At 57.4% G+C, this 14,835-nt stretch carries 14 protein-coding genes and 3 pseudogenes; 9 read left to right on the forward strand and 8 right to left on the reverse strand.

What is annotated here, in order from left to right:
• The coding region (locus ACYVDE_RS04410) for a hypothetical protein (protein ID WP_460500249.1) at positions 1-344 on the reverse strand (344 nt) is incomplete at its 3' end.
• Between the two features lie 100 nt (positions 345-444).
• Between ACYVDE_RS04410 and ACYVDE_RS04415 the strand changes: the two genes are divergently transcribed.
• The gene (locus tag ACYVDE_RS04415) at positions 445-1,809 is read left to right on the forward strand and encodes a M20 family dipeptidase (RefSeq protein WP_460500251.1); all 1,365 of its coding nucleotides are present in this window, start codon (positions 445-447) and stop codon (positions 1,807-1,809) included.
• A gap of 79 nt (positions 1,810-1,888) precedes the next feature.
• On the opposite strand, the gene ACYVDE_RS04420 is transcribed toward ACYVDE_RS04415, so the two are convergent.
• From ACYVDE_RS04420 to ACYVDE_RS04435, 4 genes are all read right to left on the reverse strand, one after another.
• Positions 1,889-2,479: a porin family protein gene (locus tag ACYVDE_RS04420; protein ID WP_460500252.1), complete on the reverse strand. Its 591-nt coding sequence runs from the start codon at positions 2,477-2,479 to the stop codon at positions 1,889-1,891.
• A 103-nt stretch (positions 2,480-2,582) separates the two neighbouring features.
• Entirely contained in the window at positions 2,583-3,179 is a 597-nt protein-coding gene (locus ACYVDE_RS04425) for a porin family protein (RefSeq protein WP_460500254.1), read from the reverse strand.
• 169 nt (positions 3,180-3,348) lie between these two features.
• The gene (locus ACYVDE_RS04430) at positions 3,349-3,939 is read right to left on the reverse strand and encodes a porin family protein (RefSeq protein ID WP_460500256.1); all 591 of its coding nucleotides are present in this window, start codon (positions 3,937-3,939) and stop codon (positions 3,349-3,351) included.
• Positions 3,940-4,100: 161 nt separating this feature from the next.
• A complete protein-coding gene (locus tag ACYVDE_RS04435) occupies positions 4,101-4,763 on the reverse strand; it encodes a porin family protein (protein ID WP_460500257.1) in 663 nt (220 codons plus the stop codon).
• 192 nt (positions 4,764-4,955) lie between these two features.
• On the opposite strand from ACYVDE_RS04435, the gene ACYVDE_RS04440 reads away from it, so the two are divergent.
• A complete protein-coding gene (locus ACYVDE_RS04440) occupies positions 4,956-6,080 on the forward strand; it encodes an acyloxyacyl hydrolase (RefSeq protein WP_460500258.1) in 1,125 nt (374 codons plus the stop codon).
• Between the two features lie 24 nt (positions 6,081-6,104).
• On the opposite strand, the pseudogene ACYVDE_RS04445 reads toward ACYVDE_RS04440, so the two are convergent.
• Positions 6,105-6,779, reverse strand: a pseudogene (locus ACYVDE_RS04445) (YifB family Mg chelatase-like AAA ATPase); the annotation flags it as partial.
• 280 nt (positions 6,780-7,059) lie between these two features.
• Between ACYVDE_RS04445 and ACYVDE_RS04450 the strand changes: the two are divergent.
• The 4 genes from ACYVDE_RS04450 to ACYVDE_RS04465 all read left to right on the forward strand — a co-directional run bounded on the left by ACYVDE_RS04450 (position 7,060) and on the right by ACYVDE_RS04465 (position 11,655).
• On the forward strand, positions 7,060-8,847 hold the full coding sequence (locus ACYVDE_RS04450) for a transposase (RefSeq protein ID WP_460500259.1): 1,788 nt from the start codon (positions 7,060-7,062) through the stop codon (positions 8,845-8,847).
• 11 nt (positions 8,848-8,858) lie between these two features.
• A complete protein-coding gene (locus ACYVDE_RS04455) occupies positions 8,859-9,710 on the forward strand; it encodes a TniB family NTP-binding protein (protein ID WP_460500260.1) in 852 nt (283 codons plus the stop codon).
• A gap of 21 nt (positions 9,711-9,731) precedes the next feature.
• The gene (locus ACYVDE_RS04460) at positions 9,732-10,775 is read left to right on the forward strand and encodes a TniQ family protein (RefSeq protein WP_460500261.1); all 1,044 of its coding nucleotides are present in this window, start codon (positions 9,732-9,734) and stop codon (positions 10,773-10,775) included.
• Positions 10,776-10,977: 202 nt separating this feature from the next.
• Positions 10,978-11,655 carry a recombinase family protein gene (locus tag ACYVDE_RS04465; protein ID WP_460500262.1) on the forward strand — a complete coding sequence of 226 codons (678 nt, stop codon included), beginning with the start codon at positions 10,978-10,980 and terminating at the stop codon, positions 11,653-11,655.
• Between the two features lie 368 nt (positions 11,656-12,023).
• On the opposite strand, the gene ACYVDE_RS04470 is transcribed toward ACYVDE_RS04465, so the two are convergent.
• Positions 12,024-12,230: a hypothetical protein gene (locus tag ACYVDE_RS04470; RefSeq protein WP_460500264.1), complete on the reverse strand. Its 207-nt coding sequence runs from the start codon at positions 12,228-12,230 to the stop codon at positions 12,024-12,026.
• A gap of 506 nt (positions 12,231-12,736) precedes the next feature.
• Here ACYVDE_RS04470 and ACYVDE_RS04475 point away from each other — a divergent pair.
• The 3 genes and pseudogenes from ACYVDE_RS04475 (at position 12,737) to ACYVDE_RS04485 (ending at position 14,490) form a co-directional block, all read left to right on the forward strand.
• Positions 12,737-13,120 carry a transposase gene (locus ACYVDE_RS04475; protein WP_460500265.1) on the forward strand — a complete coding sequence of 128 codons (384 nt, stop codon included), beginning with the start codon at positions 12,737-12,739 and terminating at the stop codon, positions 13,118-13,120.
• Positions 13,121-13,326: 206 nt separating this feature from the next.
• A pseudogene (locus tag ACYVDE_RS04480) lies at positions 13,327-13,422 on the forward strand (IS5 family transposase); the annotation flags it as partial.
• A gap of 495 nt (positions 13,423-13,917) precedes the next feature.
• A complete protein-coding gene (locus tag ACYVDE_RS04485; RefSeq protein WP_460500266.1) occupies positions 13,918-14,490 on the forward strand; it encodes a carboxypeptidase-like regulatory domain-containing protein in 573 nt (190 codons plus the stop codon).
• A gap of 73 nt (positions 14,491-14,563) precedes the next feature.
• Here the strand turns inward: ACYVDE_RS04485 and ACYVDE_RS04490 are convergent.
• Positions 14,564-14,835: pseudogene (locus ACYVDE_RS04490) on the reverse strand (hypothetical protein); the annotation flags it as partial.

Consider the following 14,835-nt stretch of genomic DNA (forward strand, 5'->3'; position numbering starts at 1 on the left):
AGCACGGCGGCGGTGGCCGCGGCCGGCGCGGGCTCGTAGCCGATATACTGCCGAATGCCGGCGTCGCGCGCCTTGCCGGTGGCATCAATAGTCAGTTCCACGTGCACTTCGCCCTGCGGGTCGGTTTTGAGGAAATCGGCCGGGTACACGGCCCGGCTCTGGATAAGCTCGGTGGCGGTGACCACGTCGAACGAGCAGGGCGTCACCTCGTCGGCCGCGTACACCTTGTCCGGGGCTTTCGCGGCTGTCGGCCGGGCCGTTGGGCGGGTTTTGGTTTGCGCCCGGGCCGGGGCCCACGGCGCCAGCCCACTCAGCAGAAACAGCACCGCCAGAGAGTTTTTCATGGGCCGAAGATAGCGGCCAAACCAATGGCCCGGGCCGGCATTCGGGCGCGGGCCGCTACTTTTACCCCCGCATTCCCAACCCCGCTAACCCCCGTTCCGCATGGCCGCTTACCTCGCCGACAACCAAACCCGCTTCCTTGATGAGCTGATGGACTGGCTCCGCATCCCGTCCGTATCGGCCGACCCCAAGTTCCACGCCGACGTGCTGAAGGCCGCCGACTTCCTCAAGGCCCGCCTCGAAGAAGCCGGCGTGCAGAACGTCGAAATCTGCCCCACGGCCGGCAATCCCATCGTATACGGCGACTACATTGTGGGCCCTGAGGCCAAAACCGTGCTCGTGTACGGCCACTACGACGTGCAGCCCGCCGACCCTTACGAGCTGTGGACCTCGCCGCCCTTCGAGCCGGTGATTAAGGACGAGAAAATCTACGCCCGCGGTGCCTGCGACGACAAAGGCCAGGTGTATATGCACGTGAAGGCATTCGAGATGATGATGCGCGACGGCCAGGGCGGCGTGCCCTGCAACATCAAGTTCATGTTCGAGGGCGAGGAGGAAATTGGCTCCAACAATCTCGAAATCTTCGTGAAGGCTAACAAGGAGAAGCTGAAGGCCGATGTGATTCTGATTTCCGACACCGGCATTCTGGCCAACGACGTGCCCAGCATTGAGGTGGGCCTGCGTGGCCTGAGCTACCACGAAGTGACCGTGACCGGCCCCAACCGCGACCTGCACTCGGGCCTCTACGGCGGCGCTGTGCAAAACCCCATCAACGCCCTGTGCGAGATGATTGCCAGCCTGCACGACGAAAACGGCCACATCACCATCCCCGGCTTTTACGACAATGTGGACGAGCTGAGCGCCGACGAGCGCGCCGAAATGGCCAAAGCTCCGTTTTCGGAGGAGGAGTTCAAAAAGAGCATTGGCCTGCCCGACAGCTACGGCGAAAAGGGCTTCAGCAGCATGGAGCGCACCAGCATCCGGCCCACGCTCGACGTAAACGGCATCTGGGGCGGCTACACCGGCGAGGGCGCCAAAACCGTCATCGCCTCGCAGGCCCACGCCAAAATCTCGATGCGCCTGGTGCCCCACCAGACTTCGGCCGAAATCACCGAGAAATTCCGGAAGCACTTCGAAAGCATTGCGCCCCAGGGCGTGACGGTGGAAGTGCGCCCCCACCACGGCGGCGAGCCCGTGGTGACGCCTACCAATTCCATCGCCTACAAAGCGGCCGCCGACGCCATGGAAACCACCTTCGGCAAGCGCCCGGTGCCCACGCGCGGCGGCGGCTCCATCCCCATCGTGGCCATGTTCAAGTCGGAGCTGGGCCTCGATACCGTGCTGCTCGGCTTCGGGCTCGATTCGGACGCCATTCACTCGCCCAACGAGCATTTCGGCGTCTTCAATTTCCTGAAGGGCATCGAAACCATTCCGCACTTCTACCGCAACTACGCGGCGGCGAAGTAGCATTTTGCTAGCTGCCGGACAAACCAAGGCCCTGCTTCCGCACAGAAGCAGGGCCTTGGTTTGTCCGGCACAAAATAAATCAGCCCCCGAACGAATACGTGAGGTACAGCTGAAACACGCTGTTGCGAATGTGTTGCTGCGTGGTCACGCCTCCCACCGTGGAGGATTTGGGCAGGTTGCTGAAGCTGCCGTTGTAGCGCAGGCCAATGCCGGGCCCGGTTTTGCGCTGGTAGCCCAGGCCCACCAAGTAGCCCGCATCGAAGGGGTTAAGCTGATTTTTCACATCGACCGACTGCGGGCCGACCTCGCTTTTGGCCGCCAGCAGGATGCCCACCTGGGGGCCGGCCTCAAAAAACAGTCCGTCGGCATTCACGTGAAAGGCCAGCGGCACGTCGAGGTAGCTGAGGCGGGTGCTGGCATTGGTCACGTCCTTCACTTTGGCACCCTTCTGCGAGTACAGCAGCTCGGGCTGGAATGCCACCATGCGCGAGAGCCCGATGTTGGCAAAAATGCCGCCCTGAAAACCAAACAGGCCATCGGGATTGCCCGCCTGCTCGCCCGTAAACGACGCATAGGTGGCACCTGCTTTCAGGCCCAGCGATACATCCTGGGCCTGCGCGGCATAGTTCAGGCTGGTCGTCAGGGCCAGCGCATAGAATAGTTTTTTCATCAGCCAAAGCAATAGAAAGGTACCCGGCAAAGCTACGGCAGGCACGCAAAAGCCCGGCTTCCGCACTGGAAACCGGGCTTTGGCCGTGGCGCCCTGCCGCCGGTTATTTGCGGCTGCCAAATGAATAAGCCAGCACCACACACAGGTTGCTGGTTTTATACTTGCCCGAGCCCAGCACCGTCGTAGCGTCGCTCTTGAACACATTGCTGGCCCCGCCGTCGTAGCGCACGCCCAGCGACGGACCGTGGCCGAATTGGTAGCCCAGGCCCACCACGTAGTTTAGGGCCACACTATTTACCTGGCTTTTTACATTTTCCGCTTCTTCGTTTACCGCTTTGATAGGCACATCCACTTCAGGTCCGCCTTCAAAATACAAGCCGCCGGCGTAGTAGCGCAGCAGCAGCGGCACATCCAGTGAAGTCACGTCGCGGTTCAGGCTGGCGGTGGCGTCGCTGTTGGTGTCATAGTAACGCATCGTGTACAGCAGCTCCGGATGAAAGGAAACGGCCTCCGTCAGGTACACGTCGGCATTCAGGCCGGCCTGGTAGGCCGAGTGGCCAGTCGACTTATAGTTGTTGTTGTCGAGTAGGCGGCTGCGCCCGTAGGCCAGCGAGATACCTACGGTAGAGGCGGGCGTCTGGGCCTGAGCGGCCCCGGTAGCAGTTGCTGCCAGCGCAAGCGAAAGGATGAACTTTTGCATAATGAAGAACGGGTGAAGTTTTTGATTGTCAATGTGTAATGCTCGGATTTGCAAGCCCGGGCATATACTGCCGCTCGTTTCATTATGTTGTCGCAACCAGGGGGCGGGGCACAAAAAAAGCCTGGCTTCCGGTCCGGAAGCCAGGCTTTTCAACGAATGAAGCAGCTGCTTATTTGCCGCCGAACAGGTAGCCCAACTGAAGCTGGAATACCGAGTTGCGGGTCTTGTCGCTAGTCGACGGGTCGCTCAGGTCGGAGATGCCGCCGTTGTAGCGCACGCCGAGCTCCAAGCCCGACGACAACTGGTAGCCCACGCCGGCGATGTAGCCTACGTCAACTTTCCGGAGCCCGTCGGTGCTGGTTGAGGAGTACGACTGGCCGCCGCCGGAAATTTCCGTCTTCTGGCCCATCAGGAAGCCCACCTGCGGGCCGGCTTCGAAGAACAGGCCGTCGGCGTTCACGCGGAGCAGCAGGGGCAGGTCGAGGTAGCTCAGGCGCGACTGGCCGGTAACGCCGCCGCTTTCCATCTTGAAGCCTTTCTGCGAGTACAGCAGCTCGGGGTGAAACGAGAGCAGGTCGCTAAAGCCCAGGTCAGCCATCACACCGGCCGACAGGCCCACCAGGTTTTTAGCATCTTCGGTGTCTTTGCCCGAAATGTTGGACAGGTTAACACCAGCTTTTACACCAAAGCGGCTGCTTTGTGCCTGCGCTGCGCTGGTTACGCCAGCCAAAATGGCGAGAGAGAGGATTACCTTTTTCATGAGGTGTAAAAAATGAAGAATGGATTAAATGCGGCGCAAAGCTAATACTAAATCTGCGGGGCGTTGTAACTAATATATTTGGAATAGAATTATTGTATCGATGAGCAAAAAAAAAGCACCGGCCTGCGCGCAGACCGGTGCTTTTTTGCAGCGAGCAAAAATTATTTGCCGCCGAACAGGTAGTGCGCCTGAAACTGAAATACCGAGTTGTGCAGGTTGCCGCCCTGGTTGTCTTTGTACACCTGCGAGATGTCGCCGGTGTAGCGCAGGCCCAGGCCCAAGCCGCTGGTAATCTGGTAGCCCAGGCCGCCCACGTAGCCAATCACAGCCTTGTTCAGGCCATCGGTGCTGGTGTACGACGAGCCAACCTGCTTGCCGCTGCCATTCTCAACAAACGTGCGCTGGTGCAGCACGAAGCTGCCCTGCGGGCCTACTTCGAAGAAGAAGCCTTTGCCGTCTTCGCCGGTGTTCACTTTCAGCAATACCGGCACGTCGATGTAGCCGAGGGTAATTTTAGCCGTGCCATCGTTGGCGATGATGGGCAGGCCGGTCGAGCTGGTGCCGTTCACATACGATACACCGTCCTGCGAAGCACCTTTTTGCGAGTACAGCAACTCACCCTGCACCGAGAATTTGTCGGTGAAGCCGTAGTTGAGCAGACCACCGGCGGCAAAGCCCGCCTTGTACTCCGAACCCTTCGAGTCGGAACCCGAGAAGGTAGAACCATTGAAGCCACCTTTGAGGCCAAGTTTCAGACCGGTTTGGGCTTGGGCTGCGCCCGCGATGCCGACCAGCAGCGCCAGAGATAGGATGGTTTTTTTCATGATGATAAGAAAAAAGGGATAGGTTGAATTCTGAAGAAAATCTGTGGGTGGTTTCTCAAACCGGGGCTTATAGCGAAACTGCGCGCCCATAGGTTGCGATTGCCGAGGTTATTTTTTTGCTTGCAATGAGGGCGGGTGGGCATCGTATTTTTGAGGTTGGACCGGCGTGCACAGTGGCCCAGAGAGTTATTTATGAAAGAATATTCGGGTTTACTGGTATTGGCAGGGGCGCTTTTTCTGCGCGCCACTCCGGGGCAGGGGCAGGCAGTTGATATCACCGCGGGGCAGCCCGCGCCTCGGGCACCATTCATTGTGGGGGCCTACGCGCAGGGCAGCATCATCATGGCGCACACCTACGCCATCCGACATCTGGTGGCCTCGCACCCCACGGGCTTCGAGCTGAACCTGCAGCGCCAAACCACGGGCGCGGCCCCCTGGCACGGCTGGTACAAGTTTCCGAAAATCGGGCTGGCACTCACCTACTACGATTTTCACAACCCCGTGCTGGGCTACGCTCTTTCGGCCAGCCCCTACCTCAGCAAGTCGTTTTCGCGCGGGCCCAAGCACGACTTCAGCTTCCGGCTGGGCGCGGGCCTGGCGTATCTCAGCAATCCCTACAATCAGGAAACCAACCACAAAAACACCATTGCCAGCTCGGCGCTCAATGCCACACTGCAATTCCGGTTCGAATACGACTACGCCCTCTCGCCGCACCTGGGCCTGCTGGTGGGCGCGGGACTGAACCATTATTCCAACGGCGCCACTACCAAGCCTAATTTCGGCGTGAACCTGCCCTCGCTGGTGCTGGGCCTGAACTACCACCAGCAGCGCCCCGCCCCGCGCACCAACGCCAATGCCCCGGCCCCGGCCGAAGTCGGCCACATCTTCTATAACGTGAGCACCAGCCTGGGCTATAAGCAGCGCACCGAGGGCGATAAGCAGAAGTACCTCGTGAATTCGGTAACCCTCGCCGTAGGCCGCCGCATGAACCGCAAGTCGAACCTGCTGCTGGGCCTCGAGGGCTTCTACGACCGCAGCCTGAAGGCCACGCTCAACGACACTACCCGCGCCGGCGGCACCCAGCCCGACGTGAAAAAGGCCGGCATCTTCATCGGCCACGAGCTGCTGTTTGGCCAGTTGGCGTTCGACTCGCACCTGGGCTTCTACGTGTATGCGCCCTACAAGTCGAGCACGCCCTACTACGAGCGGCTGGGGTTGAAATACCACTTCACCAACCTGTTGTTCGGCGCGGTGGATTTGAAAATTCACCGCGGCGCGGCCGACGTGATTGAATTTAAAGTGGGGGCGAAGCTGTAGCGGCGCTGGGGCAAGCACAGCGCCTCACCCCGCCCAGCCTTCGCGGTCGAGGCTGCGGTACTGAATGGCTTCGGCCAGGTGGTTGATTTCAATGTTGTCGGTGCCGGCCAGGTCGGCAATGGTGCGGGCCACTTTCAGGATGCGGTCGTAGGCACGGGCGCTCAGGCCGAGGCGCTCCATGGCGGTTTTCAGCAGCTGGCGGCCGTCTTCGCTAATCTGGCAGAGGTCCTTCACCATCTGCGGCGGCATCATAGCGTTGGAATGGATATCGCCATAATCAGCAAAGCGCTTTTCCTGCACCAGCCGCGCTGCATCGACCCGCGCCTGAATGTCGGCGCTGGTTTCCGACTTGCGCGCTTCCGTCATCTGGTCAAACGTCACGGGCGTTACCTCCACATGCAGGTCGATGCGGTCGAGCAGCGGCCCGCTCACTTTATTCAGGTACTTTTGCACCACGCCCGGCCCGCAAACGCACTCTTTTTCAGGATGATTATAAAATCCACAGGGGCACGGATTCATGCTCGCGATGAGCATAAAATTGGCCGGAAACTCGATGCTGATTTTAGCCCGCGAAATCGTCACGCGTCGCTCTTCCAGCGGCTGGCGCATCACCTCCAGCACCGTGCGCTTGAACTCGGGCAGCTCATCCAGAAACAGCACGCCGTTGTGCGAGAGCGAGATTTCGCCGGGCTGCGGGTTGCTGTTGAATGTTCTAAATAGTGAGACACAACCATCCTTCAAAGCCACTTTTGTTCTTAGATGTTGATAATTTCAATCTCCAACCCTGACACTACTTATATTTCTGTGCCCATGTTAATGAGAAAACCCGATTGTGGTGTGTAAGTTTCTTATATAGAAGCAGCTAGTATTGCTGTAAATTTCTTATCTTAGTGCAAGGTATCGGGTTTAACATTGGCCCATAGAATTTGCTGCTCTGTATTGGGTTTAGGATGGGTTAACTTAACTGACTACTAATTCTATGCATCGGTCTCGTAAGCCTTCTGCTGTCGGTGAAGAACCGGTACTTATTGCATCCGAAACGGAACAGGCCGCCGATACATCAGGTAATTTACTAGTGGAAGCACGCGACGACATAGCGACCGTGCCCAATAAGGCGTGGCGAAAGGCCTGCAAGCGTTTAAAAATACTGGAGCCGTTATTAACCGAGCCACCTGCGCTAACGGTAGCTGAGGTTGCGCAGCAACACGGTTTGGGCCGGGCCACGGTGTATCGTTGGCTGAAACTCTATGCCCGTGCGCAGACAGTAAGCGGCTTGGTGCGCCAGAAGCCTGGTCCTTATAAGGGCTTACGGCGCCTAACTCCGAAAGTAGAGGAATTAGTGGAGCAATGCATTCAAACGCATTACCTCACGCTGCAGCAAAAGAGGCCTTCCCAAGTACTTCGGGAAATTCAACTGCTCTGCTACCAAGCCGGCGTGAAGGCTCCCAGTGCGAAAGCCGTCAACCGGCGCATCAGCGATGTGCCAACGGAAGAACGCGTGCGCCGCCGCCGGGGAGCCGACGTAGCCCGTAACCTGTACTCGTCAATAAAAGGGCGTTTAACGGGCGACGATTACCCGCACGCCTTTGTGCAGATAGACCACGCGACGGCGGATGTGGACTTAGTGGATGAAACGTACCGAATGGTGGTGGGCCGGCCCTTTCTGACACTTGCCATTGACGTGTATTCCCGCATGGTACTCGGCTTCTACCTCTCGTTTGAGCATCCGGGCGCCGCGGGCACTGGCTTGTGCATGGTACACGCTTTTTTGCCCAAGCACGGGTATTTGGCCGAAAAAGGCATTGCCGGCGAATGGCCGTGTCAGGGGGGGATTAAGGTGTTGCACACGGATAATGCCCGCGAATTCAAGGGCACGATGTTGGGCCGGGCCTGCAAAAAATACGGTATCAGACGGGAACACCGGCCGCCCCGTGTCCCACACATGGGCGGTCACATAGAACGTGGCCTGCGAACTTTTCTACAGGAAATGCATATACTACCGGGCACCACGAACTCCAATTCCAAAGCCAAGGGGCACTATGATTCCACCAAATACGCAGCCCTGACATTAGCTGAGTTTGAGAAGTGGTTCGTGGTCTACTTGGTTAACGTATACCATAACACGCTTCATGACGGAATTGGGCAGGTTCCGATTGCGCGTTACCGGCGGGGCATAGCTGACCTTGCGGAACGTGACCGGCCTCGTTGCGCCGTAAATGAACTCCAATTACGGTTGGACTTCATGCCGGCCGAAGAACGGGTAATTACACGCGAGGGAATTCAAATTGGTTACATCCATTATAATTCGCATATTCTGCAAAGATTCAGGGGGCCTGGGGCACACAGCAAAGAAAAGTTTCTCTTCAAGAAAGACCCCCGCGACATAAGCCACATCTATTTCCTGGACCCTGACACCAACATATACCACAAAATTCCTTATAGGAACCGGGGGTATCCGTCAATGACGCAGCATGAATACGTCGCGGTCAGGAGAATGCTGCGTCAACAGGGAAAAGCAGACGAAAACGTGCCTGAAATCATGGCGGGACTGGTGACCATGCGACTACTTATACAGGATAGCATCGCGAAGACGAAGCGAATCCGCATGACCAAGCTCGAAAACCGCGTCATTCAAGGGGTGCCCGTCACGGAAACCGCCCGCCTGATGCAAGCAGGTGAAGATGACCTGGATGCTGCCACAAGTCCGCTTTCAGATGACGTTCCGATACCTGAATGCAATCGGGCACACATTCGCCCATTTGATTAGCGCAAAGCATCATGGAGCATTTGAGGCCTGAAACGGTTGAAGTCATGTCCGGTCCGGATGCCCGCCGGTTTGCGTTTGTGGAGGACATTCCGTGGATTTCCTACCCGCGGGTGGAATTCATTCTGGGCCAATTGAACGACTCGTTTCGCCATGTTCCGCACCAGCGCTCGCCGGGCTTGATGATTATTGGGGACATCGACAGTGGCAAAACCGCGCTGTTGGAGCGTTTCACCGAGCTTCATCCAGAAGTGGAAAATTCTGACGGGACGCGTCAGCACCCGGCGTTGTTGGTCCGAGCGCCCTTGCGCGCCGACGAACAACTCTTCTATATGAACATACTGAACGTGCTGCGGGTACCTTTCCCGCCCCAGGAGAACGTCCGCAACCGACATGGGCGCGTCGTTGCCATGATGGTTAAAGCGAACGTGCGCATGTTGCTCATTGACGAAATTCATAATTTACTGGCAGGTTCCCACCGGGCACATTACGATTTCTTGAATCTGCTGCGCGACCTCGCCAGCAAACTGCGCATCCCGATTGTGGGTGCCGGGATTGAAACGGCATACAATGCCCTGCAGTACGATAAGCAATTGGAGAGCCGGATGCCGGTAGTGCGCTTGGTGCCCTGGCAATTTAACGACGACTTTTTTCGTTTGCTGAGCAGTTACGAAGGACGACTGCCGTTGAAACACCCCTCGGGCTTGGTGAACGACCCGCTGGCCAGAACGCTGTTCGACATCTGCCAAGGGAGCATGGGGGGGCTGTATACGATTTTGAAGAAGGCCACCGTGGAGGCCATTCGCAGCGGTCAAGAGCGGGTGACGGTGGCCATCGTCAAGCACGTGACGGCCAGCACTGCATGAAAACTAGAAATGTCGCATCCCATGACCTCCGGTCGTTTGCCTTTCTGCGTGCCACCCCAGCCGGACGAACTCCTGTCCAGTTGGCTAGTGCGCTTGGCGCACGCGCACGAATGCAAAGTCTACACCTTCACCAAAGTGCTTTTTCCGGAAACCAGCGTTTGGAACCGGGACGTGGACAAAGCCGCGCCCGCGGCGGTGCTTGACGGGTTGACTGAGCGGACACCGAGTGTCGCTTCGCGCATTCACGCGACGACGTTGCGCTCGTACGAAGGCCGCCTGTACCTACAGCACAACCCCTACGGGAACACCGACTGGGTATTGCCCCTCGGCATTTACCACCGAACGCGCCGCCGCTATGGGCTGCTCTTTTGCCCGGGGTGCTTGCGGCGCGACGGCGCGACCCCCTACTACCGCACCCACTGGCGGCTGGCGTTGTCCCTGGCGTGCCCCGAGTGTGGCCTCTGCCTCCACGACCATTGCCCCAACTGTCAAGCCCCCGTAATATTTTTTCGCATCGACCTGGGCCATAAACTCGAATTGCCCGATGTACCCATTTCGCATTGCTTTCGGTGCGGCTTTGACTTGGCCCGCGCAGAAGCCGTTGGTGCGCCTGCGTCCATAATTCGGGCCCAGTTGGAATGGGAGCGGATTTTAACAGAAGGTTGGACCGCAGCGGTCGGTTACCCGCACCTGTACTTTGGCGTTCTGCACCAGCTCGTGCGGGTGCTCAGCAGCGACAAGCCCGCTTGCTCACCCCTGCAACAAGCCCTGGCACGGCAGGCCGAACCAAGTCTGCCGGAAATGGCTGTCGAACAGCTGCGGGCGGCGCGCTCGTTTGAGCACTTGCCGTTCGATGCGCGCTGCACGGTGCTGCTGCAAGCGCACTGGTTGTTGACGGAGTGGCCCCACCGGTTCGTGTCTTTCATGAAGCACCACCGCATCGCCAGCACCCCCTTGTTGCAGGGGGCATCGCCGGAGCAGGTGCCGTTCTGGTACAGCTCGGTGGTGCGCGAACAGCTGTACGTGAATAACGTGAACCGGCGCTTTCCTGACTTCTGGGCCTAACGCCACACCGAGTCCGGCCGATGTGTCGGATGAGTAGCCCAAGCGTTTTGCCAAACTGCCGGCGACCACATACCCAAGTAAAAAGGCGGGTTGGCAGATATATTTTTCATTAAATGAAAAAAGTTACAAGTCAAGAACGACCATTATTAGAATGTAACTTCACTTCGCAATTTGTTTTTTTCGGTCGATACCTCTTGTATCTGTGGACTACATCCTTTATCTACGGGCCTCGACCCTGCGCCAAGGCCAAAGTGGCCTCGGCCTCGAAGGACAGCGCCTGATTGCCCACCGCTTCCTGCAACCTGGCGACCGCATCCTGTCCGAATACATTGAGGTGGAAAGCGGGCGCAAGAACAACCGGCCCGAAATGGCCAAGGCCATCGTGCAAACCCGCACCGTCGGGGCAACCCTATTAGTAGCCGAGATGTCGCGCTTAGCCCGCAGCGTCTACTTTACATCCAAGCTCATGGAGGAGCGCGTGCGCTTCAAGGCCTGCGACATCCCCAATGCCGATGAATTCACCATTAATATTCTTGCGGCCGTGGCCCAGAAGGGAGCCAAGGATATTTCCGATTCCACTAAGCGAGGGCTATCGGCCAAAAAAGCCCGGGGTTTCACCCTGGGCAAGCCCGAGAACTTTACTAACGAATCGCGGGCCTTAGGCAGGGCAGTGGTACAGCGTAACGCGCAGGAGGCAGTACCCAACAAGCAGGCCCGCCGGCTGGCTACGCTGTTGCGGCGCGACGGGCTGACTCTGGCTGCTATTGCTGCCGAGCTCAATGCTCACGGCTACCATACGCGCCGGGGAAAGGCATTTCACAAGACCTCGGTAATGCGTTTAATGCAGCAGAACCAACTGCCAACGTCAGTAAATGGATAACGTTGTTTTCACCGGATGAGGGACAATAAATTCTGATTCGACCGAGCGAAGCTTATTGTATATAGTATAAGAAGACGTCGTCCACAGAACCGAACTACTTTGCACTATGATGAAAGAAGAATCGCCATCTAAGTAAAATCAGTAATAATGGCTCTGCTTTTTAGAGCGTGTTAAAATTTACAAGTAGTTGTTAGACATAAAGAAACCAGCCTGGTTGCTGTCTTTTTTCATCCGACCAAAGATGTACGAAACGGACCTGACTGATTTCCAGTGGCAAGTTATTCAAGAACTATTGCCCGATACGCGCTGTCGCAAGCATTTTCCAGCGCTGGCAGGCCGATGGGCGCTGGGCAGCGCTTAACCAGGTCCTAGTGCGCCGCCACCGCCAGCGGGCCGCGCCCGGCCGGCAAGCGAGCCCGAGCGTGGCCGTGCTGGATGCCCAATCGGTCAAATGCAGGGAGCGGGGCGTGCGGGACAAGGGCTTTGACGGCCACAAAGAAATCTAGGGCCGCAAGCGCCAACTCCTCGTTGATACGGGTGGCCTGCTGCTGGCCGCGCACGTTGGACCGGCCCACGAAAACGACTAGGTCGGCGGCAAGGCCGCCCTACAAAAGCTGGCCCAGCAGGGGTTTGAGCGACTTGCCCTCGTCCTGGCCGATGCCGGTTACGACGGCCAGCCCCTGGCCCAGTGGACCCGGGCTCACAGCGGCTGGCGATTGGACACACCCCCGGGCTCACGGGCAACGGCGGCTTTACCCCCGTGCCCACTCGCTGGGTGGTCGAGCGCTCCATCAGCTGGTTGCAATGGGACCGACGCTTGAGCCGAGACTACGAATGTGAAACCACCGGTCCCGAAGTAACCATCTTCCTATCCAGCATTCGACACCTTATCCTTAAATTTTAACAGGCTATAGGTGCTTCCAACTTAATATCACTGAATTGCAGTGGCGAGTTATCAACCGGCTCCCTTGAGGCAAAGCAAAAGGCATTGTCTCTTAAAAGGGTGTTAGGGAATTAGCTGTGGTGAAAAAGGAAACGAGTCAGTAAGTTGCAGGCGGAGTTCCTAGGCTCCGCTAGCATTGTGGTTGACGGACATCAACCACTCACTGACTCGCAATGGCAAGTTATGGCGCCGCTGTTGCCGGTGCAACGCAAACGCCGCCTGTGCCTACGCCAAGTGGTTGATGCGGTGCGCTATATCTGCCGAATGGGTTGCCAATGGCGCAGTTTGCCAGCCTCGTTTCCCGCGTGGACGGCGGTTTACTACTATTTCCGGCGCTGGCAGCAACAGCACTTGTGGCAGCAAGTCAATCAGGCCCTAAACCAAGCCAACCGGCTGGCCGCGAATCGTGCGCCGACGCCCTCGCCCGTCTGCGTGGACAGCCAGAGTGTCAAACTCGCGCCCCGCATTTTTGAGCACCGGGGCACCGACGGGGGCAAGTACGTCAACGGACGCAAACGGTAGATTGTCACTAACGTGGACGGACGCATTTTCGCGTGCCGCGTCCACGCTGCCAACGGCCACGACGGCACCCAGGCGCTGCACATGCTGCCCACACGCCCGAACTGGGGCCCGCGCCTGACCACGGTGGTAACGGATAAAGGCTACCGCGGGCGCTTTGCGACCCATCTGCTTACGCTCGGGATCATCCACCAACTCGTCACCCGCCCACCGCATGCGGCTTTGTGCCCGTAGCCAAGCGCTGGGTCGTCGAACGCACGTTTGCCTGGTTTACTTGCTTCCGCCGACTTGCCATCGACTACGAGTTCACCCCCGCCAGCCACGAAACCTAGCTGCTCGTGGCTAACTCAACAATGTGTATCAATCGGTTATGCCCGAACTGATTCCCCAATACGTTCTTAGAGTGGTGTACGGCCTGTCTGGACTACCTCATCGCGTGCCCCTACTTAGCTGATTAATTATTACATTCGTAGTCTTATCTGCTTTATGTAAAGTCAGTTTTTATCGCTTTAATGTTGGTTGGTGCCACATCGGGTAGGCTGCTTCAATCCCGCAACTCCGAATTGTTTAAAATGAAGCGAATTGCTTAACTACTGACGCTGTTTGGCGGCAGAGGGACCGAGCGGTTAATGAAGTAGTTGATGAAATAGTTCATGAATTGTAGACTGCGAACAGGCAGCAAGAAAAGGCACAACCCCAAAACTGATGGGCAGTGGATGCACCTATTTCGTTTGCTAATACTGGCGCTTCTATGTTTTGGTTACCAACCCATTTGGGCGCAGTCTATTCCGTCAGATAGAATGATACGGATAAGCGGAACGGTGAGCGATGCCGTTACGAAGCACGGCTTGCTTGGGGTCACTGTGCGAATTCGAGCTACCCGACAAGTAGCCTTGACAAATGCCCAGGGAAACTTTATCTTGTCCGCCGCTCCGGCTGATACGATCCTCTTCCAACTGTTGGGTTATAAACCACACTTGCTCATATTGCCCGGTACATCGCTAGCTCAGTTCGTAGTGCATGTGCGTATGCAACGCGATTCAATTCGTCTACGCGAAGTAAGTATTACGGCTGATCGTGTGGATAGGGCGAGCATCAACCGGGCCCTACGCAATATAAAACGACCAACCGTCTCTTTGATAAAAGGGCCCCAAAGGATAAAACTACAGCCAGTTTTTGCTGTTGATTCAACACCGCCCCCTCCACCCCCAACAAGCGGCGGGCCTATTGGGTTGATTTACGATAAATTCTCGCGGTCGGGAAAGCAACGCCGTAAAATGGAACAGGTTAAGAAGTCCGATAAAGAGCAGAAAGCGCGTCAGCGGTTATTAAACTATAACAAAGTATTTAAAGATAACAGGGGGTACCAATAGTGCATTAATACCCATCCAGATACCTAAAAAGTCGGCGGTGGTCTAATTGAGGATGGTTCTTTGGTTATGCCGGTCAATGCAAATCTTGATTCGCGCCGTGTGCATGCATGGTAAGTGATTTGCTGGAGCAGGATTTGCGCACGAGCACGCCGCAGCGTTGGCGCAAGGAGCAATTCACGGCTTCGACAATATTGGTTTGCCCTTCGCCCTTGGGACAAGGCCGGTGCGGACCGGCTGGAAACGCCTGCGCGCAGGCCGGCAACAGGTCGGTGAAGTACCAGCAGTGCCGCTGGTAGCGCCTAGGCAGGGCAGCCCAGAGGCGGCGGGCCGTGGCCGCGTCGCGGC

The organism is Hymenobacter agri (assembly GCF_054778495.1).

What these genes read in the sequence shown, in the direction of transcription:
- ACYVDE_RS04415 (WP_460500251.1), top strand. Translation starts at nt 445, where the DNA reads ATGGCCGCTTACCTCGCCGACAACCAAACCCGCTTCCTTGATGAGCTG.
- ACYVDE_RS04420 (WP_460500252.1), bottom strand. Translation starts at nt 2,479, where the DNA reads ATGAAAAAACTATTCTATGCGCTGGCCCTGACGACCAGCCTGAACTAT.
- ACYVDE_RS04425 (WP_460500254.1), bottom strand. Translation starts at nt 3,179, where the DNA reads ATGCAAAAGTTCATCCTTTCGCTTGCGCTGGCAGCAACTGCTACCGGG.
- ACYVDE_RS04430 (WP_460500256.1), bottom strand. Translation starts at nt 3,939, where the DNA reads ATGAAAAAGGTAATCCTCTCTCTCGCCATTTTGGCTGGCGTAACCAGC.
- ACYVDE_RS04435 (WP_460500257.1), bottom strand. Translation starts at nt 4,763, where the DNA reads ATGAAAAAAACCATCCTATCTCTGGCGCTGCTGGTCGGCATCGCGGGC.
- ACYVDE_RS04440 (WP_460500258.1), top strand. Translation starts at nt 4,956, where the DNA reads ATGAAAGAATATTCGGGTTTACTGGTATTGGCAGGGGCGCTTTTTCTG.
- ACYVDE_RS04450 (WP_460500259.1), top strand. Translation starts at nt 7,060, where the DNA reads ATGCATCGGTCTCGTAAGCCTTCTGCTGTCGGTGAAGAACCGGTACTT.
- ACYVDE_RS04455 (WP_460500260.1), top strand. Translation starts at nt 8,859, where the DNA reads ATGGAGCATTTGAGGCCTGAAACGGTTGAAGTCATGTCCGGTCCGGAT.
- ACYVDE_RS04460 (WP_460500261.1), top strand. Translation starts at nt 9,732, where the DNA reads ATGACCTCCGGTCGTTTGCCTTTCTGCGTGCCACCCCAGCCGGACGAA.
- ACYVDE_RS04485 (WP_460500266.1), top strand. Translation starts at nt 13,918, where the DNA reads ATGATACGGATAAGCGGAACGGTGAGCGATGCCGTTACGAAGCACGGC.